This window comes from Pseudomonas nicosulfuronedens (genome assembly GCF_005877905.1).
Taxonomy (GTDB): domain Bacteria; phylum Pseudomonadota; class Gammaproteobacteria; order Pseudomonadales; family Pseudomonadaceae; genus Pseudomonas; species Pseudomonas nicosulfuronedens.
This window is the reverse complement of record NZ_SWDV01000016.1, coordinates 88,231-111,812: the sequence shown is the minus strand read 5'-3', so window position 1 is coordinate 111,812 and position 23,582 is coordinate 88,231. Positions and strand designations below refer to the sequence as shown.

23 protein-coding genes are annotated in these 23,582 nt (G+C 65.8%); 18 read left to right on the top strand and 5 right to left on the bottom strand.

Going from position 1 to position 23,582, the window contains the following annotated elements:
• Positions 1-14 precede the first annotated feature (14 nt).
• The 4 genes from FAS41_RS15275 to FAS41_RS15260 all read left to right on the top strand — a co-directional run bounded on the left by FAS41_RS15275 (position 15) and on the right by FAS41_RS15260 (position 2,552).
• Positions 15-1,028, top strand: coding sequence for a class 1 fructose-bisphosphatase (locus FAS41_RS15275; RefSeq protein ID WP_138523651.1), 1,014 nt, complete (start codon positions 15-17; stop codon positions 1,026-1,028).
• Positions 1,028-1,633 carry a DUF924 family protein gene (locus FAS41_RS15270; RefSeq protein WP_138523649.1) on the top strand — a complete coding sequence of 202 codons (606 nt, stop codon included), beginning with the start codon at positions 1,028-1,030 and terminating at the stop codon, positions 1,631-1,633. The genes FAS41_RS15275 and FAS41_RS15270 overlap by 1 nt, the downstream gene beginning before the upstream one ends.
• A gap of 73 nt (positions 1,634-1,706) precedes the next feature.
• Positions 1,707-1,961 carry an outer membrane protein assembly factor BamE domain-containing protein gene (gene bamE, locus FAS41_RS15265; protein WP_138523647.1) on the top strand — a complete coding sequence of 85 codons (255 nt, stop codon included), beginning with the start codon at positions 1,707-1,709 and terminating at the stop codon, positions 1,959-1,961.
• A 36-nt stretch (positions 1,962-1,997) separates the two neighbouring features.
• Positions 1,998-2,552, top strand: a complete 555-nt coding sequence (locus tag FAS41_RS15260) for a lipocalin family protein (RefSeq protein WP_138523645.1) — start codon at positions 1,998-2,000, stop codon at positions 2,550-2,552.
• 241 nt (positions 2,553-2,793) lie between these two features.
• Here the strand turns inward: FAS41_RS15260 and FAS41_RS15255 are convergent, their stop codons facing one another.
• Positions 2,794-4,158, bottom strand: a complete 1,365-nt coding sequence (locus FAS41_RS15255) for a formimidoylglutamate deiminase (protein ID WP_138523643.1) — start codon at positions 4,156-4,158, stop codon at positions 2,794-2,796.
• Between the two features lie 247 nt (positions 4,159-4,405).
• On the opposite strand from FAS41_RS15255, the gene hutC reads away from it, so the two are divergent.
• Positions 4,406-5,116, top strand: a complete 711-nt coding sequence (gene hutC, locus FAS41_RS15250) for a histidine utilization transcriptional repressor HutC (RefSeq protein WP_138523718.1) — start codon at positions 4,406-4,408, stop codon at positions 5,114-5,116.
• Entirely contained in the window at positions 5,113-5,703 is a 591-nt protein-coding gene (locus tag FAS41_RS15245; protein ID WP_138523641.1) for a HutD/Ves family protein, read from the top strand. Before hutC ends, FAS41_RS15245 begins: the two co-directional genes overlap by 4 nt.
• Positions 5,704-5,850: 147 nt before the next feature.
• Here FAS41_RS15245 and hutH (FAS41_RS15240) read toward each other — a convergent pair whose 3' ends face one another.
• Positions 5,851-7,380, bottom strand: a complete 1,530-nt coding sequence (hutH, locus tag FAS41_RS15240) for a histidine ammonia-lyase (protein ID WP_138523639.1) — start codon at positions 7,378-7,380, stop codon at positions 5,851-5,853.
• Between the two features lie 234 nt (positions 7,381-7,614).
• On the opposite strand from hutH (FAS41_RS15240), the gene FAS41_RS15235 reads away from it, so the two are divergent.
• From FAS41_RS15235 to hutG, 9 genes are all read left to right on the top strand, one after another.
• The gene (locus tag FAS41_RS15235) at positions 7,615-8,631 is read left to right on the top strand and encodes an ABC transporter substrate-binding protein (RefSeq protein WP_138523637.1); all 1,017 of its coding nucleotides are present in this window, start codon (positions 7,615-7,617) and stop codon (positions 8,629-8,631) included.
• A gap of 462 nt (positions 8,632-9,093) precedes the next feature.
• Positions 9,094-10,761, top strand: coding sequence for a urocanate hydratase (gene hutU, locus FAS41_RS15230; RefSeq protein WP_138523635.1), 1,668 nt, complete (start codon positions 9,094-9,096; stop codon positions 10,759-10,761).
• A 179-nt stretch (positions 10,762-10,940) separates the two neighbouring features.
• Positions 10,941-12,353: a purine-cytosine permease family protein gene (locus tag FAS41_RS15225; RefSeq protein WP_138523633.1), complete on the top strand. Its 1,413-nt coding sequence runs from the start codon at positions 10,941-10,943 to the stop codon at positions 12,351-12,353.
• Positions 12,354-12,432: 79 nt separating this feature from the next.
• Positions 12,433-13,398: an ABC transporter substrate-binding protein gene (locus FAS41_RS15220; protein WP_138523631.1), complete on the top strand. Its 966-nt coding sequence runs from the start codon at positions 12,433-12,435 to the stop codon at positions 13,396-13,398.
• 65 nt (positions 13,399-13,463) lie between these two features.
• Positions 13,464-14,318 (top strand): ABC transporter permease, encoded by an 855-nt coding sequence (locus FAS41_RS15215; RefSeq protein ID WP_138523629.1) that lies wholly within the window; start codon positions 13,464-13,466, stop codon positions 14,316-14,318.
• Positions 14,315-15,130: a quaternary amine ABC transporter ATP-binding protein gene (locus tag FAS41_RS15210; RefSeq protein ID WP_138523627.1), complete on the top strand. Its 816-nt coding sequence runs from the start codon at positions 14,315-14,317 to the stop codon at positions 15,128-15,130. Before FAS41_RS15215 ends, FAS41_RS15210 begins: the two co-directional genes overlap by 4 nt.
• Positions 15,131-15,179: 49 nt before the next feature.
• Positions 15,180-16,712 carry a histidine ammonia-lyase gene (hutH, locus tag FAS41_RS15205; protein WP_138523625.1) on the top strand — a complete coding sequence of 511 codons (1,533 nt, stop codon included), beginning with the start codon at positions 15,180-15,182 and terminating at the stop codon, positions 16,710-16,712.
• Positions 16,709-17,905 (top strand): imidazolonepropionase, encoded by a 1,197-nt coding sequence (gene hutI / locus FAS41_RS15200; RefSeq protein WP_138523623.1) that lies wholly within the window; start codon positions 16,709-16,711, stop codon positions 17,903-17,905. The genes hutH (FAS41_RS15205) and hutI overlap by 4 nt, the downstream gene beginning before the upstream one ends.
• Positions 17,906-18,017: 112 nt before the next feature.
• Positions 18,018-18,821: an N-formylglutamate deformylase gene (gene hutG, locus FAS41_RS15195; protein WP_138523621.1), complete on the top strand. Its 804-nt coding sequence runs from the start codon at positions 18,018-18,020 to the stop codon at positions 18,819-18,821.
• A gap of 97 nt (positions 18,822-18,918) precedes the next feature.
• On the opposite strand, the gene FAS41_RS15190 is transcribed toward hutG, so the two are convergent.
• Complete coding sequence (locus FAS41_RS15190; protein WP_138523619.1) at positions 18,919-19,830, bottom strand: LysR family transcriptional regulator; 912 nt, start codon at positions 19,828-19,830, stop codon at positions 18,919-18,921.
• Positions 19,831-19,962: 132 nt separating this feature from the next.
• Between FAS41_RS15190 and FAS41_RS15185 the strand changes: the two genes are divergently transcribed.
• Genes FAS41_RS15185 through FAS41_RS15175 form a run of 3 tightly spaced genes read left to right on the top strand, consistent with a single transcriptional unit; the run spans position 19,963 to position 22,520 of the window.
• Complete coding sequence (locus tag FAS41_RS15185) at positions 19,963-21,207, top strand: D-amino acid dehydrogenase (protein WP_138523617.1); 1,245 nt, start codon at positions 19,963-19,965, stop codon at positions 21,205-21,207.
• A 24-nt stretch (positions 21,208-21,231) separates the two neighbouring features.
• Positions 21,232-21,582, top strand: coding sequence for a RidA family protein (locus FAS41_RS15180; RefSeq protein WP_138523615.1), 351 nt, complete (start codon positions 21,232-21,234; stop codon positions 21,580-21,582).
• A 38-nt stretch (positions 21,583-21,620) separates the two neighbouring features.
• Entirely contained in the window at positions 21,621-22,520 is a 900-nt protein-coding gene (locus FAS41_RS15175; protein WP_138523613.1) for a transporter substrate-binding domain-containing protein, read from the top strand.
• Positions 22,521-22,525: 5 nt separating this feature from the next.
• Here FAS41_RS15175 and FAS41_RS15170 read toward each other — a convergent pair whose 3' ends face one another.
• Together FAS41_RS15170 and FAS41_RS15165 are read right to left on the bottom strand one after the other, a co-directional pair.
• Positions 22,526-23,002: an NUDIX domain-containing protein gene (locus FAS41_RS15170; protein ID WP_138523611.1), complete on the bottom strand. Its 477-nt coding sequence runs from the start codon at positions 23,000-23,002 to the stop codon at positions 22,526-22,528.
• The gene (locus tag FAS41_RS15165) at positions 22,999-23,427 is read right to left on the bottom strand and encodes a hypothetical protein (RefSeq protein WP_138523609.1); all 429 of its coding nucleotides are present in this window, start codon (positions 23,425-23,427) and stop codon (positions 22,999-23,001) included. The genes FAS41_RS15170 and FAS41_RS15165 overlap by 4 nt, the downstream gene beginning before the upstream one ends.
• Positions 23,428-23,582: the final 155 nt, after the last annotated feature.

The following is a 23,582-nucleotide window of genomic DNA, read 5'->3' as shown; positions in this document are numbered from 1 at the left end:
CCCTGGAGTCTTCCATGTCCCGCGTTACCCTGAGCCGCTACCTGATCGAGCAGACCCGCAGTCACAACACCCCGGCCGACCTGCGTCACCTCGTGGAAGTGGTGGCCCGCGCGTGCAAGGAAATCAGCCACGCCGTGTCCAAGGGTGCGCTGGGTGGCGTGCTCGGCAGCATGGAAACCGAGAACGTGCAGGGCGAGGTGCAGAAGAAGCTCGACGTCCTGTCCAACGAAATCCTCCTGGAAGCCAACGAGTGGGCCGGTAACCTGGCCGGCATGGCCTCCGAGGAAATGGACCACCCCTACCAGATTCCGGGCAAGTACCCCAAGGGCGCCTACCTGCTGGTCTTCGACCCGCTGGATGGCTCCTCCAACATCGACGTCAACGTCTCGGTCGGCACCATCTTCTCCGTGCTGCGCTGCCCACAGGAATACCTGAGCCAGAACGACAGCCTGCGTGAAGAGGCCTTCCTGCAGAAGGGCACTACCCAGGTCGCCGCCGGCTACGCCATCTACGGCCCGCAGACCATGCTGATCCTGACCCTGGGCAACGGCGTGAAAGGCTTCACCCTGGACCGCGAGCTGGGCAGCTTCGTGATGACCCACGACAACATCACCGTGCCGACCAGCACCGCCGAATTCGCCATCAACATGTCCAACCAGCGCCACTGGGAAGCCCCGGTGAAGCGCTACGTCGACGAGCTGCTGGCCGGCAAGGAAGGCCCGCTGGGCAAGAACTACAACATGCGCTGGATCGCCTCCATGGTGGCCGACGTGCACCGCATCCTGACCCGCGGCGGCGTGTTCATGTACCCGCGTGATTCCCGCGAGCCGGAGAAGCCCGGCAAGCTGCGCCTGATGTACGAAGCCAACCCGATGTCCTTCATCATCGAGCAGGCCGGCGGCGCCGCCACCAACGGCCGCCAGCGCATCCTCGACATCCAGCCCGACAGCCTGCACCAGCGCGTCGCGGTGTTCCTGGGCTCGAAGGAAGAAGTCGAGCGCGCCACCGCCTACCACCAGGAAGGCTGATGAGCACCGCGCCCTGGCAGACCCTGCTCGACTGGTGGTTCGGCACTGCGCTGGATGCCAATGAAGTCGCCGCCCAGCGCAACGCGCTGTGGTTCGGCAAGAGCGGCTGCCAGGACGTGGACTCGGAAAACCGTTTCGGCGGCCTGGTGCGCCAGGCCCTGGACGGCGGTCTGCAGGAGTGGGAGCGCGAGCCGCAGAGCTGGCTGGCGCTGATCCTGCTGCTGGACCAGCTGCCGCGCATGGTCTTTCGCGACAATCCGCGCGCCTATGCCGGCGACGCCCGCGCCCAGCAACTGGTGCGCCAGGGCCTGGAAGCGGGTTTCGACCGCCAGTTGCCGCGCATCGAGCGAGTGTTCGTCTACATCGTGCTGGAGCACGCCGAAGACCTGGCCAGCCAGGATGAGGCGGTACGCCTGTACGAAGCGTTGCAGGCCGAATCCAGCGAGAGCGAGAAGGTGCTTTTCGCCGGTTACCTCGCCTACGCACGCAAGCACCAGGTGGTGATCGACCGCTTCGGCCGTTTCCCTCACCGCAACGCCATCCTCGGCCGCCAGTCCACGGCTGAAGAAGCGCAGTTCCTCACGGAACCTGGCTCACGTTTCTGACTCCAACCCGGCGGCCGAATCGGTCGCCCTGTGCCAAGCTTGTTGGCCTGCCCCCAAAACAATGGAGTTGTCGATGTCCTTCCGCCGCCTCGCGCTCGTCGCGTTCTGTGTCGTCCTGGCCGCTTGCAGCAAAGTGAACCAGGAGAACTATTCCAAGATCAAAACCGGCATGACCAAGGCCGAAGTCGAGGACCTGCTCGGCAAGCCTGCCGAATGCTCCGGAGCTCTGGGCGTTTCCAGCTGCACCTGGGGTGACGACAAGGCCTTCATCAGCATCCAGTACGCCGGCGACAAAGTGCTGCTGTTCTCCGCCCAGGGCCTGAAGTAACCCGCCCGGGCAGGGCAGGCAGCCAAGGAGGAGCGAATGCATCGATCCATGATCTGGCTGGCCTGCCTCGTTGCACTGAGCGGTTGTGCGGGCTCTACCCAGCAGCCGCCGCAGACCGTGCAGGTCGACCTCAAGCGCTACATGGGCACCTGGTACGAGCTGGCGCGCAAGCCGATGTTCTTCCAGCGCCAGTGCACGCAATCCGAAGCCCACTACCGCCTGCAGGACGATGCCAGCATCGCGGTGACCAACCGCTGCCTGACCAGCGATGGCGACTGGGACCAGGCCACTGGCCGCGCCGAGGCTCAGGTGCCGGGCCGCACCGACAAGCTCTGGGTGCGCTTCGACAACACCTTCACGAAACTCTTCCCCGAGATCGCCAAGGGTGACTACTGGGTGCTCTACGTCGACGACGACTACCAGACCGCGCTGGTCGGCAACCCCGACCGCGAATACCTCTGGCTGCTGTCGCGCCAGCCGGTGGTGCCGGATACGACGCGGCAGAAGCTGCTGGGGCTGGCCCATGCGCGGGGTTACCAGACGGATGACCTGATCTGGCGCGCAGCCGACTCCAGTTCGGCGACCCAATGAAAAAACGCCCCTCGGGGCGTTTTTTCATTGCGGCCATCTCGCGCGGTATGACCGGCGCGGGTTTTCGTAGGAGCGAGCTTGCTCGCGAACCAGCCCCGCTGTGGAGATCGTTCGCGAGCAAGCTCGCTCCTACAGGTGTGGTCCCTGGCTCGTAGGATGGGTGGAGCGCAGCGATACCCATGCTGTATCTGCGCCCGGATCGATGGGTATCGCTGCGCTCCACGCCATCCTACAAAGGCAATCAGTCCAGCAATTCGCGCAGCACGCTGGCGAACTCGCGGGCGCTCTGTTCTTCGAGCGCATGCCGGCCGCCGCGCACCCGCCACTGTCCGGCAACCATCACTTCGCGCACCTGGCGATCGCCACCGGCGAACAGCCAGCGGTTGAGGATGGCGTCACCACGGGCGGTCTGCAGGTAAGGGTCGCCGCCGTCGAGCACCAGCAGGTCAGCGCGCTTGCCCACCGCCAGTTCGCCGGTGGGTTGGCCAAGGGCCTGGGCACCGCCGGACAACGCCGCGTCGAACAGGGTGCGGCCGACCATGGGCTGGTCCTGTCCATAGAGACGGTTGCGACGCTGGTCGCGCAGGCGCTGGCCGTATTCCAGCCAGCGCAGTTCTTCCACCACGCTGAGCGAAACGTGGCTGTCCGAGCCGATGCCGAAGCGGCCGTGCTGGGCCAGGTAATCTACTGCCGGGAAGATGCCGTCACCCAGGTTCGCCTCGGTGGTCAGGCACAGGCCGGCCACCGCGCCACTGCGGGCCATGGCGGTGACTTCGTCGGCTTCGGCATGGGTGGCGTGGACCAGGCACCAGCGCTCGTCCACGGCGACGTTCTCGTACAACCACTGCAGCGGGCGCCGGCCGCTCCAGGCGAGGCAGTCATCGACTTCCTTCTGCTGCTCGGCGATGTGGATGTGCACCGGGCAGCCGCTGGTGTCGGCGCCCAGCACCTCGGCGATCTGCTGTGGTGTCACTGCGCGCAGGGAGTGGAAGCACAGGCCGAGGCTCTGCTGCGGCTGCGTCGCCAGGTGCGCACGCAGGCCGTCGATCAGCTTCAGATAGTTTTCGGTGCTGTTGATGAAGCGACGCTGGCCCTCGCTGGGTGCCTGGCCGCCGAAGCTGGCGTGGGAGTAGAGCACCGGCAGCAGGGTCAGGCCGATGCCGGCGTCCGTCGCCGCCTGGCTGACGCGCAGGGCCAGTTCCGCCGGATTGGCGTACGGCTGGCCGTCGACGTCGTGGTGCACGTAGTGGAATTCGGCGACGCCGGTGTAACCGGCCTTGAGCATCTCGATGTACAGCTGGCGGGCGATTACCCCGACTTGCTCGGGCGAGAGGCGGCCGACCAGGCGGTACATCAGGTCGCGCCAGGTCCAGAAGCTGTCGTTGGGGTTGCCGGCGACTTCCGCCAGGCCCGCCATGGCGCGCTGGAAGGCGTGCGAATGCAGGTTCGGCATGCCCGCCAGCAGCGGGCCGGCAACGCGCTCCGCACCTTCTGCACTGGCATCCGGGGTGATCGCGGTGAACAGGCCGTCGGCATCGATCTCGAAGCGGACATTGCGCGCCCAGCCGGAGGGCAGCAGGGCGGATTCGGCGAACAGGACGGACATGCTGGGGCCCTCGCAGGGTTCTTGTTAAATAGGCGGGGAATTTGTATATACATATACAGACGTTTGCCGAGACCGTAAACTGCCAGGCACCCGACGGTCGCTACAGGACTTGTATGCACCGGTCGAATCCGGTACATGCCGGAGTCAGACCCAGGCCTTCGTCCACCGTCGCCCAGACAAGGAGTTTCCCGTGCCCGCATCGCCCACGCCTACCTCGCCCGCCGAGGGTTCGTCGCTCGCCGCGCAGATGGGGGAAATTCCCGCGCCGTTGTACGCCCGCGTCAAGCAACTGATCATCCAGCAGATCCAGTCCGGCACCTGGCCGCCGCACCATCGCGTGCCCTCCGAAGCGGAGTTGGTCGACGAGCTGGGCGTCAGCCGCATGACCATCAACCGCGCGCTGCGCGAGCTGACCGCCGACGGCCTGCTGGTGCGCATGCAGGGCGTGGGTACCTTTGTTGCCGAGCCCAAGGGCCAGTCCGCGTTGTTCCAGGTGCAGAACATCGCCGAGGAAATCACCGCCCGCGGCCACAAGCATCACCTGGTGGTGGTCAGCCTGATCGAAGAACTGGCCAGTGCCGAGCGAGCGTTGGCGCTGGACGTGCGCGAAGGTCAGCGCATCTTCCACTCGGTGATCGTGCACTACGAGAACGATATTCCGGTGCAGATCGAAGACCGCTATGTGAATGCCGCCGTGGCACCGGACTACCTGAAGCAGGATTTCACCGGGCAGACGCCGTTCGCCTACCTCACCCAGGTCGCGCCACTGAGCGAGGGCGAGCACGTGGTCGAGGCGGTGCTGCCCAGTCCCGAGGAATGCAAGCTGCTGTCTGTCGACCGCCATGAGCCGTGCCTGCTGATCCGTCGGCGCACCTGGTCGGGACGCAATACCGTGACCAGCGCGCGCCTGCTCTATCCGGGCTCGCGCTACCGCCTGGAAGGACGTTTCAGTTCATGACCGATCTGCGATTGCTGCGCGCTGCCGACTACCCGGCGATGCCCTGGAAGAATGGCGCGGGCACTACCCGCGAGATCGTCCGCGATGCCGGCGATGGCCTGGAAGGTTTCGGCTGGCGCGTGTCCATCGCAGACGTTGGTGCGCCGGGGCCGTTCTCCGCGTTTACCGGCTACCAGCGCATCATCAGCGTGCTGGAAGGCGAAGGCATGCAACTGAAGGTGGATGGTACCGACTCCCGCGACCTGCGCGCGCTCGACGCCTTCGCCTTCGATGGCGCCAGCGCGGTGGACTGCACGTTGCTGGGCGGGGCGATCCGCGATTTCAACCTGATCTATTCGCCGGCTCGTTACCGGGCGCGGCTGCAGTGGTTGAAGCTGGACGGTGCGGCGCACTTCTTCAGCAGCGCTTCAACGGTGCTGCTGTTCAGTGCGGGGGAGGGTGTCCATGTCAGCCACGATGATGAAGCTGCCGGTCTACTGGGGCTGCATGACACGCTGCTCGCTGAGGGCGATGGTGCGCTGCATGAGTGGCGGCTGTCAGCAGCGGGCAAGACGGATATCTGCGTGATCGAACTCGATCCGCGTTGAATGGAAAGGGCGCCCTTGAGGCGCCCTTTTCGTTTGTAGGATGGCGTGGAGCGAAGCGATACCCATCAATCACTCTGCGGCGATCCGCATGGGTATCGCTTCGCTCCACCCATCCTACGGGTAAGCCGGACAGCCCTGGTTGCCGCGTCAGTCGTAAAGCCGCGCGTAACCGATCCAGCGGCTCATCACTCCATCCTCCACCCACGCCCGCGCAGCGGCGATGTCCGGCGCGAAGTAGCGGTCCTGCTCATAATGCGGCACCTGGCTGCGGATCAGCGTGCGGACTTCCTGCAGCTGCGGCGAGCTTTGCAGCGGCGCATGGAAGTCCACGCCCTGTGCGGCGGCCAGCAGTTCGATGGCGACCACGCCGGCACTGTTGCCGGCCATGTCCTGCAGGCGGCGGGCGGCGAAGGTGGCCATGGACACGTGGTCTTCCTGGTTGGCCGAGGTGGGCAGGCTGTCCACCGAGGCCGGGTGCGCCCAGGTCTTGTTCTCCGAGGCCAGCGCCGCCGAAGTGACCTGGGCGATCATGAAGCCGGAGTTCAGCCCGCCCTCCTTGACCAGGAACGCCGGCAGCCCGGACATCGCCGGGTCCACCAACTGGGCGATGCGTCGCTCGGACAGCGCGCCAATTTCCGAAATCGCCAGCGCCAGCACATCGGAGGCCATCGCCACCGGCTCGGCGTGGAAGTTACCGCCTGACAGAACGTCGCCGTCAGCGCTGAACACCAGCGGGTTGTCGGAAACGGCATTGGCCTCGCGCAGGAAAACCCCGGCGGCGAAGCGCAGATGATCCAGGCACGCGCCCATCACCTGTGGTTGGCAGCGCAGCGAGTAAGGGTCCTGCACGCGCTTGCAGTCGATGTGCGACTGGTTGATCGGACTGTCGTGCAGCAGCTCGCGGTACAGCGCGGCGACGGCGATCTGCCCCGGCTGGCCGCGCACTTCCTGGATACGTGCATCGAAGGGGACGAACGAGCCTTTGAGCGCTTCTACCGTCAGGCTGCCCGCCACCACGGCAGAGACGAACAGCTTCTCCGCCGCGAACAGCCCGCGCAGGGCCAGCGCGGTGGATACCTGGGTGCCATTGATCAGCGCCAGGCCTTCCTTGGGGCCGAGCACCAGCGGCTCGGCGCCGGCGAGAGTAAGGCCTTCGGTGGCTTCGAGGATGCGCCCTTCATGGCGAACCTGGCCAACGCCGAGCAGGATCGAGGACATATGCGCCAGCGGCGCCAGGTCGCCCGAAGCGCCCACCGAACCCTGGGACGGGATGCAAGGGTAGACCCGCGCCCGGTACAGCTTGAGCAGCGTCTCGATCACCGGCAATCCGACGCCGGAGAAGCCGCGCGCCAGGGAACCGATCTTCAACGCCATGATCAGCGCGACGCTGGAATCGTCCAGCAGCGGGCCGGTGCCGGTGCAGTGGGAGAGGATCAGGTTGCGCTGCAGGGTAGCGAGCTGGTCCTCGGCGATGGAGGTGCGCGCCAGCAGGCCGAAGCCGGTGTTGATGCCGTAGACGGTGCGCTGGTCGGCGATGATCTGGCTGACCGTCTGCGCGCTGCGCAGGATGGCTTCGCGGCATTCGTCGGCGAGCTGCAGGTCGGGTTGGTGCTGGTAGATGGCGCGCAGCTGGTCGAGGTCGAACTGGCCGGGCGTCAGGAGCAGGGTTTCGGGCATGGCGGCATCCTGGATTCGGTGAAGTGTTACCGTGGATCGTTCCTGTATATACAGGTATAGCAATCGCTGTGCCATGGCGCGCCAGGGCCCGTATGTGCGTCGTCAGCATGGCTGTGAAGTGATTCAGGGGAGAGTGAATGTCACCGCCGGTGGCATTTCCAGTCCGATGGTCGTGGGCAAATCGCGGATCGACGGCTAAACCCTAAGGGACACCGACGCGCCCGGAGCCGCCCAATGCCTGCCATCCGTTGCCTGTTCGCCCTGTTGCTGGCCTTCGGGCTGTGCGCCCAGACCCTCGCCGCTGGCTGCCCTTACCCGAAAACCGTGGTGTTCGCCGGGCTGAACTGGGAGAGCGGCATGTTCACCACCGAGGTGCTGCGCTTCATCCTGGAGAAAGGCTACGGCTGTCAGACCGATGCGGTGCCGGGTAACACCGTGACCATGGAAAACGCGCTGAAGCAGAACGACATCCAGGTCACCGGCGAACAGTGGGCCGGGCGCAGCACCGTCTGGCAGCAGGCGGAGAAGGCCGGCCAGGTGTTCTCCGTGGGCGAGACGGTCAAGGGCGCCAGTGAAGGCTGGTGGGTGCCTGACTACGTGGTGCACGGCGACGCCAAGCGCGGCATCAAGGCCTCCGCGCCGGGACTGAAGTCCGTCAGCGACCTGCCTGAATACAAGGCGCTGTTCAAGGATGACGAGGAGCCGGACAAGGGCCGGTTCTACAACTGCCCCACCGGCTGGACCTGCGAGATCGTCAACACGCAGAAGCTCAAGGCCTACGGCCTGACGGACAGCTACGTGAACTTCCGCACCGGCGCCGGCCCTGCGCTGGACGCGGCGATCAGCTCGGCCATCGCCCAGGGCCGGCCGGTGCTCTTCTATTACTGGGCGCCGACGCCGCTGCTGGGGCGCTTCAAGCTGGTGCAGCTGGAAGAGCCTCCCTTCAATGAGGAGGCCTGGAAGACGCTGACCGATCCGAACAATCCCAGTCCGAAGGGTTCGCGCTCGTTGCCGGCGAAGATCAGCATCGGCGTGTCCCGCGACTTCCACGACAAGGCACCGGCACTGGTGCAGGTATTCGAGAGGGTCGAGCTGCCATTGCCGATGTTCAACGCGCTGCTGGCGAATATGGCCGAACACCACCGGGACGTGGCGGATGTGCGGGCGAAGTTCTTCCGTGAGCACCGGGAGCTTTGGTCGAAGTGGGTGACGGCGGAAGCGGCAGGGAAGATTGATGCGGCGTTGAAGTAGGCGCGGCGTTCGGATGGGTTCGCGAGCAAGCTCGCTCCTACGAAGAGCCTATCGGCGCCTGCCCTGTAGGAGCCAGCTTGCTCGCGAACATCGCCGTTGCCGACCTCCATTCCCTGCTCGGAAATGGCTTGTCTATACAACCTGTGTTCCTTGGTAGCGAGCGGTGTTACCGAACGCAACGAAACGGTGCACGTAAGCCTTCTTCTGGTGCGCTTGTCTTTCAGACGGCAGTTTTTGTCAGTCGCTAAAGCTTCCCGATTTTTCGCTTTTTATTCTTATAAATCAATTGGTTGATTGTTCGTCTTGGTGGGCGAAAGGCTCCGCAGGGCAAGGTTGGCCTTTGCTTTGCTTATACTTGTACATACAAGCATAGACATGACGGTTTCGAGCCCCTCGCAGCCGTCCACCGAACCGCCAGAGCCCTAACCGGCTTAACGATCCGAGCAAGCGAAGGAGCCTTCCGTGACCAAATTCCGCGACGTCGAAATCCGTGCCCCGCGCGGCACCCAACTGAACGCCAAGAGCTGGCTGACCGAAGCGCCGCTGCGCATGCTGATGAACAACCTCGACCCGGAAGTCGCCGAGAACCCGAAGGAACTGGTGGTCTACGGCGGCATCGGTCGCGCCGCGCGCAACTGGGAGTGCTACGACAAGATCGTCGAGACCCTGAAGGAGCTGAATGAGGACGAGACCCTGCTGGTGCAGTCCGGCAAGCCGGTCGGTGTCTTCAAGACTCACGCCAACGCTCCGCGCGTGCTGATCGCCAACTCCAACCTGGTGCCGCATTGGGCCAACTGGGAACACTTCAACGAACTGGATGCCAAGGGCCTGGCCATGTACGGCCAGATGACCGCCGGCTCGTGGATCTACATCGGCAGCCAGGGCATCGTTCAGGGCACCTACGAAACCTTCGTCGAAGCCGGCCGCCAGCACTACAACGGCAGCCTGAAAGGCAAGTGGGTGCTCACCGCCGGCCTCGGCGGCATGGGCGGCGCCCAGCCGCTGGCCGCGACCCTGGCCGGGGCTTGCTCGCTGAACATCGAATGCCAGCAGAGCCGCATCGACTTCCGCCTCGCCAGCCGCTACGTCGACGAGCAGGCCAAGGACCTAGACGACGCCCTGGCGCGAATCGCGAAATACACCGCCGAAGGCAAGGCTATCTCCATCGCCCTGCTGGGCAACGCCGCGGAAATCCTCCCGGAACTGCTCAAGCGTGGCGTACGCCCGGACATGGTCACCGACCAGACTTCCGCCCACGACCCGCTCAACGGCTACCTGCCGGCCGGCTGGACCTGGGAACAGTACCGCGACCGCGCGCAGACCGAACCGGCTGCCGTGGTGAGGGCCGCCAAGCAGTCCATGGCCGTGCACGTCAAAGCCATGCTGGAGTTCCAGAAGCAGGGTGTGCCGACCTTCGATTACGGCAACAACATCCGCCAGATGGCCAAGGAAGAGGGCGTTGAGAACGCCTTCGACTTCCCCGGCTTCGTCCCGGCCTACATCCGCCCGCTGTTCTGCCGCGGTATCGGCCCGTTCCGCTGGGCGGCGCTGTCCGGTGATGCCGAGGACATCTACAAGACCGACGCCAAGGTCAAGGAGCTGATCCCGGACGATGCCCACCTGCACAACTGGCTGGACATGGCCAGGGAGCGCATCAGCTTCCAGGGCCTGCCGGCGCGCATCTGCTGGGTCGGCCTGGGCCAGCGCGCCAAGCTCGGCCTGGCGTTCAACGAAATGGTCCGCAGCGGCGAGCTGAAGGCGCCCATCGTGATCGGCCGTGACCACCTCGACTCCGGCTCGGTGTCCAGCCCCAACCGTGAGACCGAAGCCATGCGCGACGGCTCCGATGCCGTATCCGACTGGCCGCTGCTCAACGCCCTGCTGAACACCGCCAGCGGCGCCACCTGGGTCTCGCTGCACCACGGCGGCGGCGTGGGCATGGGCTTCTCCCAGCACTCGGGGATGGTGATCGTCTGCGACGGCACCGATGAAGCCGCTGCGCGTATCGCCCGCGTGCTGACCAACGACCCAGGCACCGGCGTGATGCGCCATGCCGACGCCGGCTACCAGATCGCCATCGACTGCGCCAAGGAGCAAGGCCTGAACCTGCCGATGATCACCGGCAAGTGAGGGGGCGCCGCACGTAGGGCGGATAACGCTGGCGCGTTATGCGCCCTACGACGGGCAATCCATCGCGGGTAGCGAACCAGGACCAGGGAGAGGGCCGCCGCACGGCGTGGTGCGGCGGCCTGGTCCGTGAAGCAGCAGTGCATCGACAGACAAGAAATCCCTTCGGGAGAACAATAACGATGTCCCAGGCCAGTGATAGCTCCAAACCCCTGATCGAAGTGCGTTCGATCAACTACATTCCCGAGGCCGAGCGCCACGGCAAGCTCTACAGCCAGTTCACCCTGTGGCTGGGCGCCAACCTGCAGATCACTGCCATCGTCACCGGCGCCCTCGCCGTGGTGCTGGGCGGCGATGTGTTCTGGTCGCTGATCGGCCTGCTCATCGGCCAACTGCTCGGCGGTGGCGTGATGGCGCTGCACGCCGCCCAAGGGCCGAAGCTCGGCTTGCCACAGATGATCTCCAGCCGCGTGCAGTTCGGCGTCTACGGCGCGGCCATTCCGATCGTGCTGGTGTGCCTGATGTACCTGGGCTTCACCGCCACTGGCACCGTGCTTTCCGGTCAGGCGCTGGGCCAGCTGTTTGGCGTCAGCGACAGCGTCGGCATCCTGATGTTTGCCAGCGTCATCGTGCTGGTGACCGTGCTCGGCTACCGGGTGATCCACGTCATCGGCCGCATTGCCAGCGTCATCGGGGTGATCGCCTTCGTCTACCTGTTCAGCCGCTTGATGAACCAGACCGACGTCAGCGCGCTGCTGCAGATTCGCCATTTCAGCTGGAGCAGCTTCCTGCTCGCGGTGTCCCTGGCCGCCTCCTGGCAGATCGCCTTCGGGCCGTATGTCGCGGACTACTCGCGCTACCTGCCGAGCAAGACTTCCTCGGTGAAAACCTTCCTCGCCGTGGGCGCAGGCTCGGTGATCGGCGCGCAAGTGGCGATGATCTTCGGCGTGTTCGCAGCAGCCGGAGCCAACGGGCAGTTCGCCGGCCATGAAGTGGCCTACATCGTCGGCCTGAGCGGCAGTGGCGCTGTCGCTGCGCTGCTGTACTTCAGCATCGCCTTCGGCAAGATCACCATCTCGACGCTGAACTCCTACGGCAGCTTCATGTGCATCGCCACCGTGATCAGTGGCTTCCGTGGCCACCTGGAAGTGAGCCGCGCGCAGCGCCTGGTGTTCGTCCTGCTGATCGTCGGCGCCGCGACCCTGATCGCGCTGCTCGGCCAGCATTCGTTCCTCGGCGCGTTCAAGTCCTTCATCCTCTTCCTGCTGGCCTTCTTCACCCCGTGGAGCGCGGTCAACCTGGTGGACTACTACTGCATCACTCGCGAGCACTACGACGTGCCGGCGCTGGCCGACCCCGATGGCCGCTACGGTCGCTGGAACATCCCCGGCATCAGCGTCTACGTGATCGGCGTGCTGGTGCAGCTGCCCTTCATCTCCACCAAGTTCTACACCGGCCCGCTGGTGGACGCCCTGGGTGGCGTGGATATCTCCTGGATCATCGGCCTCGTGGTTCCGGCCGTTCTCTATTACCTGGTCGCCCGTCGCGTCACGCGGGCAGTACCGGACCGGCTGATCCTGCCGGCCCGCACCTGAACAGACCGGCCCGGCCGCGCGGCCACAAGCACGCACGGCCCTTGCACTGCCCAACCTCATTCACGTTTAGGAGCATCAGATGAACAACACCAAGAAGACGCTGCTGGGCCTGTTCCTGTCCGCCGGCCTGCTGGCCGGCACCTCGGCCCAGGCCGCCGGCTGGTGCGAGAGTGGCAAGCCGGTGAAATTCGCCGGGCTGAACTGGGAGAGCGGCATGCTGCTCACCGACCTCATGCAGATCATCCTGAAGAACGGCTACGGCTGCGAAACCGACAGCCTGCCGGGCAACTCCATCACCATGGAGCAGGCGCTGGCGAACAACGACATCCAGATCTTCAGTGAGGAATGGATCGGCCGCAGCGACGCCTGGAACAAGGCCGCCGCCGCGAACAAGGTGGTCGGCGTGGGCGCCCCCATCGTCGGCGCCACCGAGGGCTGGTACGTCCCGCGCTTCGTGATCGAGGGCGACAAGGCGCGCAACATCGAAGCCAAGGCGCCGAACCTCAAGGCCGTGACCGACCTTGCCCAGTACTCCGAAGTCTTCCGCGATCCGGAAGAGCCGGGCAAGGGCCGTTTCTACAACTGCCCGGCCGGTTGGACCTGCGAGCTGGAAAACTCCGAGATGCTGAAGAAGTACGGCCTCGAGGACAAATACACCAACTTCCGCCCCGGCACCGGCCCGGCCCTGGATGCCGCCGTGCTGTCGAGCTACAAGCGCAAGGAGCCTATTCTCTTCTACTACTGGTCGCCGACGCCGCTGATGGGCCAGGCCGACCTGGTGAAGCTGGAGGAGCCGGGCGTGAACAAGGACGTGAAGATCCAGGTCGGCCTGTCCAGGGCCTTCCATGACCAGGCCCCGGAACTGGTCGCCGTGCTGGAGAAGGTCAACCTGCCCATCGACCTGCTGAACCAGAACCTGGCGAAGATGGCCAAGGAGAAACTGACCTCCGAGCAACTGGCCAAGGCCTTCCTCAAGGAACACCCGGAAGTGTGGACCACCTGGGTCAGCGAGGACGCTGCGAAGAAGGTCCAGGCCGCGCTCTGACGCCGCCAAACCCGGAAGGAGCCTCGGCTCCTTCCGGTGATGCCCACTCCTGACGAGTACGTGCCATGTTTCCCGAACGCTTCACCTTCTCCATCGCCGACTGGGTCAACGGTTGGGTCGATGCCCTGGTTACCAATTACGGCGACGTGTTCCGCCACATCTCCGACACCCTGCTGTGGGCCATCGTCAACCTGGAGAGCGTGCTGCGAGCCACGCCCTGGTGGCTGATGCTGGCCATCGTCGCGGGCATCGCCTGGCACGCCACGCGGCGCATCCTGCCGACCGTGGTGATCGTCGGGTTGCTGTTCCTGGTGGGCGCCGTGGGGCTGTGGGACAAGCTGATGCAGACCCTGGCGCTGATGATGGTCGCCACGATCATCTCGGTGCTGATCGGCATCCCGCTGGGCATCGTCGCCGCGCGCAGCGACCGCTTCCGCGCCGTGTTGCTGCCGCTGCTGGACATCATGCAGACCATGCCCAGCTTCGTGTACCTGATTCCGGTGCTGATGCTGTTCGGCCTGGGCAAGGTGCCGGCGATCTTCGCCACCGTGATCTACGCCGCGCCGCCGCTGATCCGCCTCACCGACCTGGGCATTCGCCAGGTCGACCGCGAGGTGATGGAAGCCATCACCGCCTTCGGCGCCAACCGCCGCCAGCAGCTGTTCGGTGTGCAGCTGCCGCTGGCGCTACCGAGCATCATGGCCGGCATCAACCAGACCACCATGATGGCCCTGTCGATGGTGGTGATCGCTTCGATGATCGGCGCCCGTGGGCTGGGCGAGGATGTGCTGGTAGGCATCCAGACGCTCAACGTCGGCAAGGGCCTGGAGGCGGGTCTCGCCATCGTCATCCTCGCCGTGGTCATCGACCGCATCACCCAGGCTTACGGCCGCTCGCGCCACCATGAGGCCAGCAAATGAGCAAGATCCAGGTCAAGAACGTCTACAAGATCTTCGGCGCCAAGGCCGATGCGGCCCTGGCGATGATCCGCCAGGGCAAGAGCAAGGCCGAGGTACTGGCCGCCACCGATTGCGTGGTCGGGGTGAACGACCTCTCGCTGTCCATCGAGGCGGGGGAGATCTTTGTCATCATGGGCCTCTCCGGTTCCGGCAAGTCGACCCTGGTGCGCCACTTCAACCGCCTGATCGACCCCACCAGCGGGCAGATCCTGGTGGACGGCGAGGACGTCCTCGCCTACGACGCTGCCGCGCTGGAGAACTTCCGTCGGCGCAAGATCAGCATGGTGTTCCAGAGCTTCGGTCTGCTGCCGCACAAGAGCGTGCTCGACAACGTCGCCTACGGCCTGAAGATTCGTGGCGAGAGCAAGGCGCTGTGTCAGGAGCGCGCGCTGCACTGGATCGCCACCGTGGGCCTGAAGGGCTACGAGAAGTCCTACCCGCACCAGCTCTCCGGCGGCATGCGGCAAAGGGTTGGTCTGGCCCGCGCACTGGCCGCGGATACCGACATCATCCTCATGGACGAAGCCTTCAGCGCCCTCGACCCGCTGATCCGCGCGGACATGCAGGACCAGCTGCTGGAGCTGCAGAAGACCCTGCACAAGACCATCGTCTTCATCACCCATGACCTCGATGAAGCGGTGCGCATCGGCAACCGCATCGCCATCCTCAAGGACGGCCAGCTGATCCAGGTCGGTGCGCCCACCGACATCCTGCACAAGCCCGCCGACGAATACGTCGACCGCTTCGTCCAGCGCCGCGTCGCCGCGATCTAAAGCCATTCACCGGCGGGGAAGGGGGCTTCCCTGCCTACAGGAGTTCTGCATGTCGTCCTCTTCCACCATCACCCTCGACAACGGCCCGCTGCGCTGGCAGGACCTGGTCGCGGTGGCTCGCCATGGCGCGCACCTGCAACTGGCGCCGGCGGCCTGGGCGCGCATCGACAACGCCCGAGGGATCGTCGAGCGCATCGTCAGCCGGGGAGAGCGCGCCTATGGCATCAACACCGGGCTGGGCGCGCTGTGCAACGTGGTGCTGCAGGGCGAGCAACTGGCGCAGCTGTCGCGCAATACCCTGCTCAGCCATGCCTGTGGCGTCGGCGAGCCGCTGAAGGACGAGCAGACCCGCGCGATTATTTGCGCGGCCATCACCAACTACAGCCACGGCAAGTCCGGCCTGCATCGCCGTGTGGTCGAAGCGCTGGTCGCGCTGCTCAACCACGGCATCACCCCGCGCGTGCCGTCGCAGGGTTCGGTCGGTTACCTGACCCACATGGCCCACGTCGGCGTGGCGCTGCTGGGCATCGGTGAAGTGAGCTACCGCGGCGAAGTCGTTCCGGCCTTCCAGGCCCTGGCCGCCGAAGGCCTGGAACCGGTGCAGCTGGGTGCCAAGGACGGGCTCTGCCTGGTCAACGGCACGCCATGCATGACTGGCCTGAGCTGCCTCGCCCTCGACGACGCAACGCGCCTCTCGCAATGGGCCGACGTCATCGGTGCCATGAGCTTCGAAGCCCTGCGCGGGCAGATCGACGCGTTCGACGCCGAGATCATCGCGCTCAAGCCGCATCCGGGCATGCAGAAAGTCGGTGCCAACCTGCGTGCGCTGCTCGAGGGCAGTGAAGTCATCGCCGCCAGCAAGGGCATCCGGACCCAGGACGCGCTGAGCATCCGCTCCATGCCGCAAATCCACGGCGCCTGCCGTGACCAGCTGGAGCACGCGGCGAAGCAGATCGAGACCGAACTCAATTCCGCCACCGACAACCCGCTGGTGCTGGGTACGCCGGACGACTACCGCGTGGTCTCCCAGGCCAACCCCCACGGCGAGTCCGTGGCCATGGCCGCCGACCTGCTGGCGATTGCCGTGGCCGAGCTGGGTGGCGTTGCCGAGCGCCGCCTGGATCGTCTGATCAATCCGCTGGTCAGTGGCCTGCCGGCCTTCCTGGTCAGCCAGCCGGGCGTTAATTCCGGGATGATGATCGTGCAGTACGTCGCCGCCTCCCTGGCCGGCGAGAACCGCCAGCTGGCCCAACCGGCGGTGGTGGACAACTTCGTCACCTCCGGCCTGCAGGAAGATCACCTGAGCCTGGGCACCAGTGCCGCGCTGAAGCTGGGCAAGGTGGTTGGCAACGTCACGCAGATCCTCGCCATCGAATACCTGCTGGCCGCCCAGGCCTTCGAATTCCTCAAGCCGCAGCGTTTCGGTGCCGGCACCGACTGTGCCTGGAGCCTGCTGCGCGAGCGCGTGCCGGCCTACGACAGCGACCGCTGGCTGGCGCCGGACATCGCCCGCGCCGCCGCGCTGCTGGATGACCGCGCTGCGCTGCAAAGCGTCGGCGCGAGTATCGGGAGGCTGCAATGAAACACCTCTGGCAGCACTGCCATGCCGCCACGATGAAGGCGGGGCGCTACTCGATCATCGAGGATGCCGCGATCATCACCGAGGGCGAACGCATCGTCTGGATCGGCCCGCGCTCCGAATTGCCCGAGCGCCCGCTGCAGAGTACCGACCTGGGCGGCGCCTGGGTCACGCCCGGCTTCATCGACTGCCACACCCACCTGGTGTTCGGTGGCGACCGCAGCGGTGAGTTCGAGCAGCGCCTGAACGGCGTCAGCTATGCCGAGATCGCCGCGGCCGGTGGCGGTATCGCCAGCACCGTGCGCGCCACCCGCGAAGCCAGCGAGGAGGAGCTGCTGGCCAGCGCCATCAAGCGTGCCCGCCCACTGCTGGCCGATGGCGTGACCGTGCTGGAGGTGAAATCCGGCTATGGCCTGGACCTGGACAGCGAGCGGCGCATGCTGCGCGTGGCCCGCCGGCTGGAACAGGAGCTGCCGGTGACGGTACGCACCACCTGCCTGTCCGCTCACGCCTTGCCGCCGGAGTATGCCGGCCGCGCCGACGAGTACATCGAGCGGGTCTGCCACCACATCCTCCCTGCCCTGGCCGAGGAAGGTCTGGTGGACGCTGTGGATGCCTTCTGCGAGCACCTGGCGTTTTCCCCGGCGCAGGTCGAGCGGGTATTCCAGACCGCCCAGCGTCTGGGGCTGCCGGTCAAACTGCACGCCGAGCAATTGTCTTCGCTGCATGGCTCCAGCCTCGCCGCGCGGTATGGTGCGCTGTCCGCCGACCACCTGGAATTCATGGACGAGAGCGACGCCATCGCCATGGCCGAAGCCGGCACCGTTGCCGTGCTGTTGCCGGGCGCCTTCTTCGTCCTGCGCGAAACCCAGCTGCCGCCGATGGACGCCCTGCGCAAGCACGGCGTGAACATCGCCATCGCCAGCGACCTCAACCCCGGCACCTCGCCCGCGTTGTCGCTGCGGCTGATGCTGAACATGGCCTGCACGGCATTCCGCCTGACCCCGGAAGAAGCGCTGGCCGGCGTCACCCTCAACGCCGCGCGGGCGCTGGGCATGGCCGACAGCCACGGCAGCCTGGAAGCGGGCAAGGTCGCCGACTTTATCGCCTGGGACATCCAGCGCCCCGCTGAACTCGCCTATTGGCTCGGCGGCGACCTGCCCAAGCGCATCATTCGTCACGGCGAAGAACTATGAGCTGCTTTTCGTAGGAGCGAGCTTGCTCGCGAACAGCCCCGCTGCGGAGTTGGGTTCGCGAGCAAGCTCGCTCCTACAGGTTCGTTCTCGCCCGTACTGGAGCTAGCACCCCATGGACAACGTTCTCGAATTCAAACGCGGCCGCGTGCCCCTGCTGATCAGCATGCCGCACCCCGGCACTCGCATGACCCCGGCCGTGGAAAATGGCCTGGTGGACGAGGCCCGCGAGCTGGCCGACACCGACTGGCACATCCCGCAGCTCTACAGTTTCGCTGAGGAACTGGGCGCCAGTACCCTGGCCGCCGGCTACTCGCGCTACGTCATCGACCTCAACCGCCCGGCCGACGACAAGCCGCTGTACAGCACCGCCACCACCGGCCTCTACCCGGACACCCTGTTCGACGGCCGCCCGCTGTTCAAGGACGGCCAGACGCCTTCCGCCGAAGAGCGCGCGCGTTACCTCGCCGAAGTCTGGACGCCTTACCACCAGACCCTCACCGACGAACTGGCGCGCCTGAAGGCCGAGTTCGGTTACGCGTTGCTGTGGGATGCCCACTCGATCGCCTCGGTGATCCCGCACCTGTTCGACGGCAAGCTGCCGGACTTCAACATCGGCACCAACAGCGGCGCGAGCTGCGATGCAGAGTTGGCCGAGCGATTGGTCGCGGTGTGTGCCGGCGCACCGGCCTACAGGCACATCCTCAACGGCCGCTTCAAGGGCGGGCACATCACCCGCCACTACGGCCAGCCGCAGGACAACGTGCACGCGGTGCAGTTGGAACTCGCACAGTGCAACTACATGGATGAGCAGGCGCCCTTCGGTTACCGCGAAGACCTCGCCGCACCGACCGCCCAGGTGCTCCGCGGAATGCTGGAAACCTTCATCGCCTGGGGCCGCGAGCGCTACGGCCGCTGAGTTTTACGCAGCTTCCTGTCGCGCCGGGACTGTCGGCGCGGCTCCGCCGGACCACGCATCCCGGCGGCGCTGCCCTGGTTCGGCAGGGGGCTGTCTTTTATTCGAAGCGATGCTGCGCCAGTTGTTTCTCAGCGTGCCGCACCAACATCTCCAGCAGCAGCGCCTGGGTATGCGGCGGCGTTTCGTCGGCGCGGGTGAGGGCGTAGAGCGTTACCTTCACGGTGGGGGACAGGGTGCGCTGCACGGTCAGGCGCTCGTCGGCGCCCAGCGCGGTGAAAGGATCAACCAACGCCAATCCCGTTCCGGCTTCCACCAGCGTGCGCGCCAGGGCGTAGGTCTGCACCGCGATCCGCACGCGTGGTGGCGGCTCGATATTCGCCAGATGGCCTTCCAGGCGTGCCGAAAGGGGGTCGGAAGTGGACAGGCCAATCATGGGTTCGCCCGCCAGCTCGTCCAGTGTCAGCGCCTTACCCAAACGGCCTTCCGGCCAGTGGCCGCGCGGCGCCAGGGCCACCAGCGGGCCGCTGGCAATGGGCTGCGAGCGCAGGCCGGGATGGTCGGTCTGCTGCAGGGTCAGCGCCAGATCCAGCTCGCGCATCAGCAGGTTCTGGATCAATTCGCGCGAGTGCTGGGTCGCCAGTTCGCAACTGCTCTGCGGGTAGCGGTCGGTCCATTCGCGGATCACTGGCGGTAGCAGCGACAGTGCCATCGCCGGTGTGGCGCCCACGCGCAGGCGGTTCTCCGGCTGGCCGCGCAGGCTCTGCGCGAGGCGCCGGACGCCTTGCAGACTTTCCGTGACCTTCGCCACTTCGCGCTCCAGCTCCAGCGCCTCGGGCGTCGCCTGCAATTTGCCGCGCACGCGCAGGAACAGCGGGAAGCCCAGTTGCTGCTCGGCGTGCTGCAGCACCTTGGTCACCGCCGGCTGGGAGACATGCAGCAATTGCGCGGCGCCGCTGACCGAGCCGGTCTCGCGGATGGCCTGGAACACTTCGATATGGCGCAGGCGCATGAGCGCTTCCCCTTGGGTGAATAACGTACGCGTATAACGCAAGGTTATGGGTTGCCCATGTTTATTCATTGTTCGCCGCCTGTCATCCGGCCCTAAGGTCGAGGCCTGGAATCGATGGGCAGTGAGACGGCAATGGCACAGCGGGTTTGCATTATCGGCGCGGGGGTGGTCGGGCTGAGCACGGCCCATGCGCTGGTCCTCGAAGGCTTCGACGTCACCGTGCTGGAGGCGCGGGATCAAGCCGGGCTGGAAACCAGCTTCGCCAACGGCGGCCAACTGTCCTACCGCTATGTCGCGCCGCTGGCCGATGCCGGCGTACCGCAGCAGGCGTTGGGCTGGCTGCTGCGCGGGGACTCGCCGTTGCGTCTGCGCCCGCGCCTGGATCCGGCGCAGTGGCGCTGGCTGCTGGATTTCACGCTCGCCTGCCGGCGTTCGGTGAACCAGGCCAATGCCCGGCATCTGCTGCGTCTTGCGTTGTTCAGCCAGCACACGCTGGCGCAGTGGCGCGAAGAGGGGCTGGACGGTTTCGACTGGCGGCGCAACGGCAAGCTGGTGGCCTTCCGCGACGAAGGCAGCTTCCGCAGTGCACGGCAGAACCTGTCCGATCCTGCCGCGCAATTCGTGTTGTCGGCGCAGCAGTGCCGTGAGCTGGACCTGGCGCTTGAGCGCGCGCCCTTTGTTGGTGGCATCCATACGCCGGACGAAGAGGTCGCCGATTGCTTCCTGTTCTGCCAGCGACTGGTCGAGCAGCTCCAGGCGTCCGGCCGTTGCCGCCTCGTCTATGGGCATCCGGCGTCGAAGCTGATTCTGCGCAACGCTGCCGTGGCCGGCGTAGAGGCGGGCGGCCAGAGTTTCGAAGCCGATCACGTCGTCCTCGCCGCCGGCTACCGCAGCGCCGCGCTACTGCCGGGCGGGCCGCGTCTGCCGCTCTATCCGCTCAAGGGTTACAGCCTGACGGCGCCGATCCGTGCCGGTGACCACGCGCCGGACGTGAGCCTGACGGACTACGACCGCAAGGTGGTCTACGCGCGCATCGGCGAGCGCCTGCGCATTGCCGCCATGGTCGATATCGTCGGCTTCGACCCGCGCCTGGAGCCCAAACGGCTGGCGCTGATCCGCCAGCAAGCGATGGATACGCTGCCCGACGCCTGCGACTACGACGCCGCCATCGAATGGGCCGGCATGCGCCCGGCGACGCCCACGGGCGTGCCGCTGGTAGGCGCCTGCGGCCCGCGCGGGCTGTGGCTGAATCTCGGGCACGGCGCGCTTGGTTTCACCCTGGCCTGCGGCAGTGCGCAACTGATCGCCGCGCAGATCGCCGGCCGCCGCCCGGATATCGACACCAGCGGCCTCACGCCCGAACGGCTCGCCGGCTGATTTCATTGGATCAGGAGACTCACCATGCAACTTACCCGCATCGCCACCAATGACCGCCTCTCCGGCGCTATGGTCTACGGCTCGCTGGTGTTCCTCTCCGGGCAGGTGCCCGGTCAGGCCACCGACATCCAGGGCCAGACTCGCGAAGTACTGGCGAAGATCGACGCATTGTTGGCCGAAGCCGGCACCGACAAGGCCAACATGCTCAGCGCGACGATCTACCTGAAAGACATCGCCACTGATTTCGAGGCCATGAACGGCATCTGGTCCGCCTGGCTGCCCGAAGGTTGCGCACCGACCCGCACCACGGTGCAGGCGTTGCTGGCGCGGCCGTCCGTGCGGGTAGAAATCACCGTCATCGCCGCGCGGCCCTGAATTTCAACCGACCCATAACAACAAGAGGGATCGAACCCATGAAACGACTCGTACTGGGAATGCTGGCGGCGTCCAGCCTGGTCTGCGCGCTGGCGCAGGCGAATGAGGCACTGGATGGCACGCTGAAGAAGGTCGCCGATCGAGGCACGATAACCCTGGGTTATCGCGACGCTTCCGTGCCTTTCTCCTACCTGGGCGACAACAGTGGCCAGCCGATGGGCTACTCGGTGGACCTGGCCGGCAAGGTGGTCGAGCGCATCAGGCAGAAGCTCGACAAGCCGGACCTGACGGTGAAGTACAACCTGGTGACTTCGCAGACACGTATCCCGCTGGTGCAGAACGGCACGGTCGATCTGGAATGCGGCTCCACTGGTGTCACCGCCGAGCGATTGAAGCAGGTCGCCTTTTCCTACGGCTTCATCTACGTGAAGGGTCAACTGCTGACCGCCAAGGACAGTGGCATCCAGGGTTTCCCCGACCTCAAGGGCAAGAACGTGGTGACCACCGCCGGCACCACCAACGAACGCTACCTCAAGGCTTACAACGCCGAGCACAAGCTGGGCATGAACGTGGTCAGTGCCAAGGACCACGGCGAAGCCTTCCTCATGCTGCAATCCGGTCGAGCGGTGGCCTTCTACATGGATGACGCGCTGCTCTACGGCGAGAAGGCCAAGGCCCGCGACCCGCACCAGTGGGTGGTGGTGGGCGAGCCGCAGTCGCGGGAGATCTACGCCTGCATGGTGCGCCGCGACGATCCGCAGTTCCTTGCCTTGGTCAACCAGACCCTGGCCGATCTCTACGCCTCGGGCGAGATCAAGGGTATCTACCAGCGCTGGTTCGAGCAGCCTATTCCGCCGAAGAATCTCAACCTGGAGTTCCCCATGACCGCCGAGTTGCAGGCGATCATCGCCAAACCCACCAGCGAGCCGGTGCAGTAACGCCGCTAGCGTTGCAGGCCGAGGTGGCGGATCAGTGGCTGTGCCTCGGCCAGGCGTTCCCAGACGTCGTCGAGCAATTCGGCGGGGTAGTAGGAAGGCAGGCGCGGCAGTTCCTGGCGGGGTATCCAGGCGACCTCGCGGATATCGAATTCGTCGCCGCCCAGGCCGCGCAGGTTGTCCAGGCTGACGCGGCCATCCCAGGTGTCGACACGGTAGAACAGCTCCATGTGGAAGCGCCCGGCCACCGGCTCGGCGAACTCGCGCACGTAGACCAGCGGGCCGACTTCCACTGCCAGCCCGGTTTCCTCCCTGCACTCGCGGCGCACCGTGTCGCGGGTGGAATCGTCCTTGTCCGACTCGAAGCCGCCACCCGGCGGAATCCAGTACACAGCGCCGGCGACCTCGTGACGCACCAGCAGGATTTCGTCGTTGCGCAGCAGCAGGCCGGCGGCGCGGATGCGGTGTTGCAGGGGCGTCTTCATTGCCAGTCGAGCCTCGCCAGTTTCCACTCGGAGCCGTCGCGCCACCACTCCAGCCTCACGGAGTAATGCCCGGCGCTGTCGGGGATGAGGTTCTCGGCGCCGGTGAGGGCGACCTGCGCGTCGGTCTGGCCGCGGTTGGTGTAGGTCGGATCGATCCGGCTCTCGCTGCTGAGCAGGATCACCTTGACCTGCTGGTGGCGCAGGAACATCAGCGTCATGGTGCGCTTGGCCCAGTCGCGATCGAATTCGCCGTTGGCGCGGAAATCGCCGGCCAGCTGATCGATCACGGCCCCGCTATTCTTGGCTTCGAGGTTGTCCTGCAATTGCTTGACGGCGGCGTCCAGTTGCGCGCGTGGGTCGTCGCGGCCGCAGCCGCTCAGAGCGAACAGCATCAGGAACAGAGAAAGAAACAACTTCCGTGGCATGGCTCACTAACTCCCTTATGGGTTTTTCGCTGGCCCGAGTATCATGCCCGACACCGTGGGGGCCGAAGACTTTCGATGGAAGTCGCGCTGCGGCAACGCGACTTTCTATAAGGTGGCGACAGGCCCTAGGATGGTTACTGGTCCGGGAGCGACCG

Coding starts and splice junctions, on each gene's coding strand:
- FAS41_RS15275 (WP_138523651.1), top strand. CDS start 15: ATGTCCCGCGTTACCCTGAGCCGCTACCTGATCGAGCAGACCCGCAGT.
- FAS41_RS15270 (WP_138523649.1), top strand. CDS start 1,028: ATGAGCACCGCGCCCTGGCAGACCCTGCTCGACTGGTGGTTCGGCACT.
- bamE (WP_138523647.1), top strand. CDS start 1,707: ATGTCCTTCCGCCGCCTCGCGCTCGTCGCGTTCTGTGTCGTCCTGGCC.
- FAS41_RS15260 (WP_138523645.1), top strand. CDS start 1,998: ATGCATCGATCCATGATCTGGCTGGCCTGCCTCGTTGCACTGAGCGGT.
- FAS41_RS15255 (WP_138523643.1), bottom strand. CDS start 4,158: ATGTCCGTCCTGTTCGCCGAATCCGCCCTGCTGCCCTCCGGCTGGGCG.
- hutC (WP_138523718.1), top strand. CDS start 4,406: ATGGGGGAAATTCCCGCGCCGTTGTACGCCCGCGTCAAGCAACTGATC.
- FAS41_RS15245 (WP_138523641.1), top strand. CDS start 5,113: ATGACCGATCTGCGATTGCTGCGCGCTGCCGACTACCCGGCGATGCCC.
- hutH (WP_138523639.1), bottom strand. CDS start 7,380: ATGCCCGAAACCCTGCTCCTGACGCCCGGCCAGTTCGACCTCGACCAG.
- FAS41_RS15235 (WP_138523637.1), top strand. CDS start 7,615: ATGCCTGCCATCCGTTGCCTGTTCGCCCTGTTGCTGGCCTTCGGGCTG.
- FAS41_RS15225 (WP_138523633.1), top strand. CDS start 10,941: ATGTCCCAGGCCAGTGATAGCTCCAAACCCCTGATCGAAGTGCGTTCG.
- FAS41_RS15220 (WP_138523631.1), top strand. CDS start 12,433: ATGAACAACACCAAGAAGACGCTGCTGGGCCTGTTCCTGTCCGCCGGC.
- FAS41_RS15215 (WP_138523629.1), top strand. CDS start 13,464: ATGTTTCCCGAACGCTTCACCTTCTCCATCGCCGACTGGGTCAACGGT.
- FAS41_RS15210 (WP_138523627.1), top strand. CDS start 14,315: ATGAGCAAGATCCAGGTCAAGAACGTCTACAAGATCTTCGGCGCCAAG.
- hutH (WP_138523625.1), top strand. CDS start 15,180: ATGTCGTCCTCTTCCACCATCACCCTCGACAACGGCCCGCTGCGCTGG.
- hutI (WP_138523623.1), top strand. CDS start 16,709: ATGAAACACCTCTGGCAGCACTGCCATGCCGCCACGATGAAGGCGGGG.
- hutG (WP_138523621.1), top strand. CDS start 18,018: ATGGACAACGTTCTCGAATTCAAACGCGGCCGCGTGCCCCTGCTGATC.
- FAS41_RS15190 (WP_138523619.1), bottom strand. CDS start 19,830: ATGCGCCTGCGCCATATCGAAGTGTTCCAGGCCATCCGCGAGACCGGC.
- FAS41_RS15185 (WP_138523617.1), top strand. CDS start 19,963: ATGGCACAGCGGGTTTGCATTATCGGCGCGGGGGTGGTCGGGCTGAGC.
- FAS41_RS15180 (WP_138523615.1), top strand. CDS start 21,232: ATGCAACTTACCCGCATCGCCACCAATGACCGCCTCTCCGGCGCTATG.
- FAS41_RS15175 (WP_138523613.1), top strand. CDS start 21,621: ATGAAACGACTCGTACTGGGAATGCTGGCGGCGTCCAGCCTGGTCTGC.
- FAS41_RS15170 (WP_138523611.1), bottom strand. CDS start 23,002: ATGAAGACGCCCCTGCAACACCGCATCCGCGCCGCCGGCCTGCTGCTG.
- FAS41_RS15165 (WP_138523609.1), bottom strand. CDS start 23,427: ATGCCACGGAAGTTGTTTCTTTCTCTGTTCCTGATGCTGTTCGCTCTG.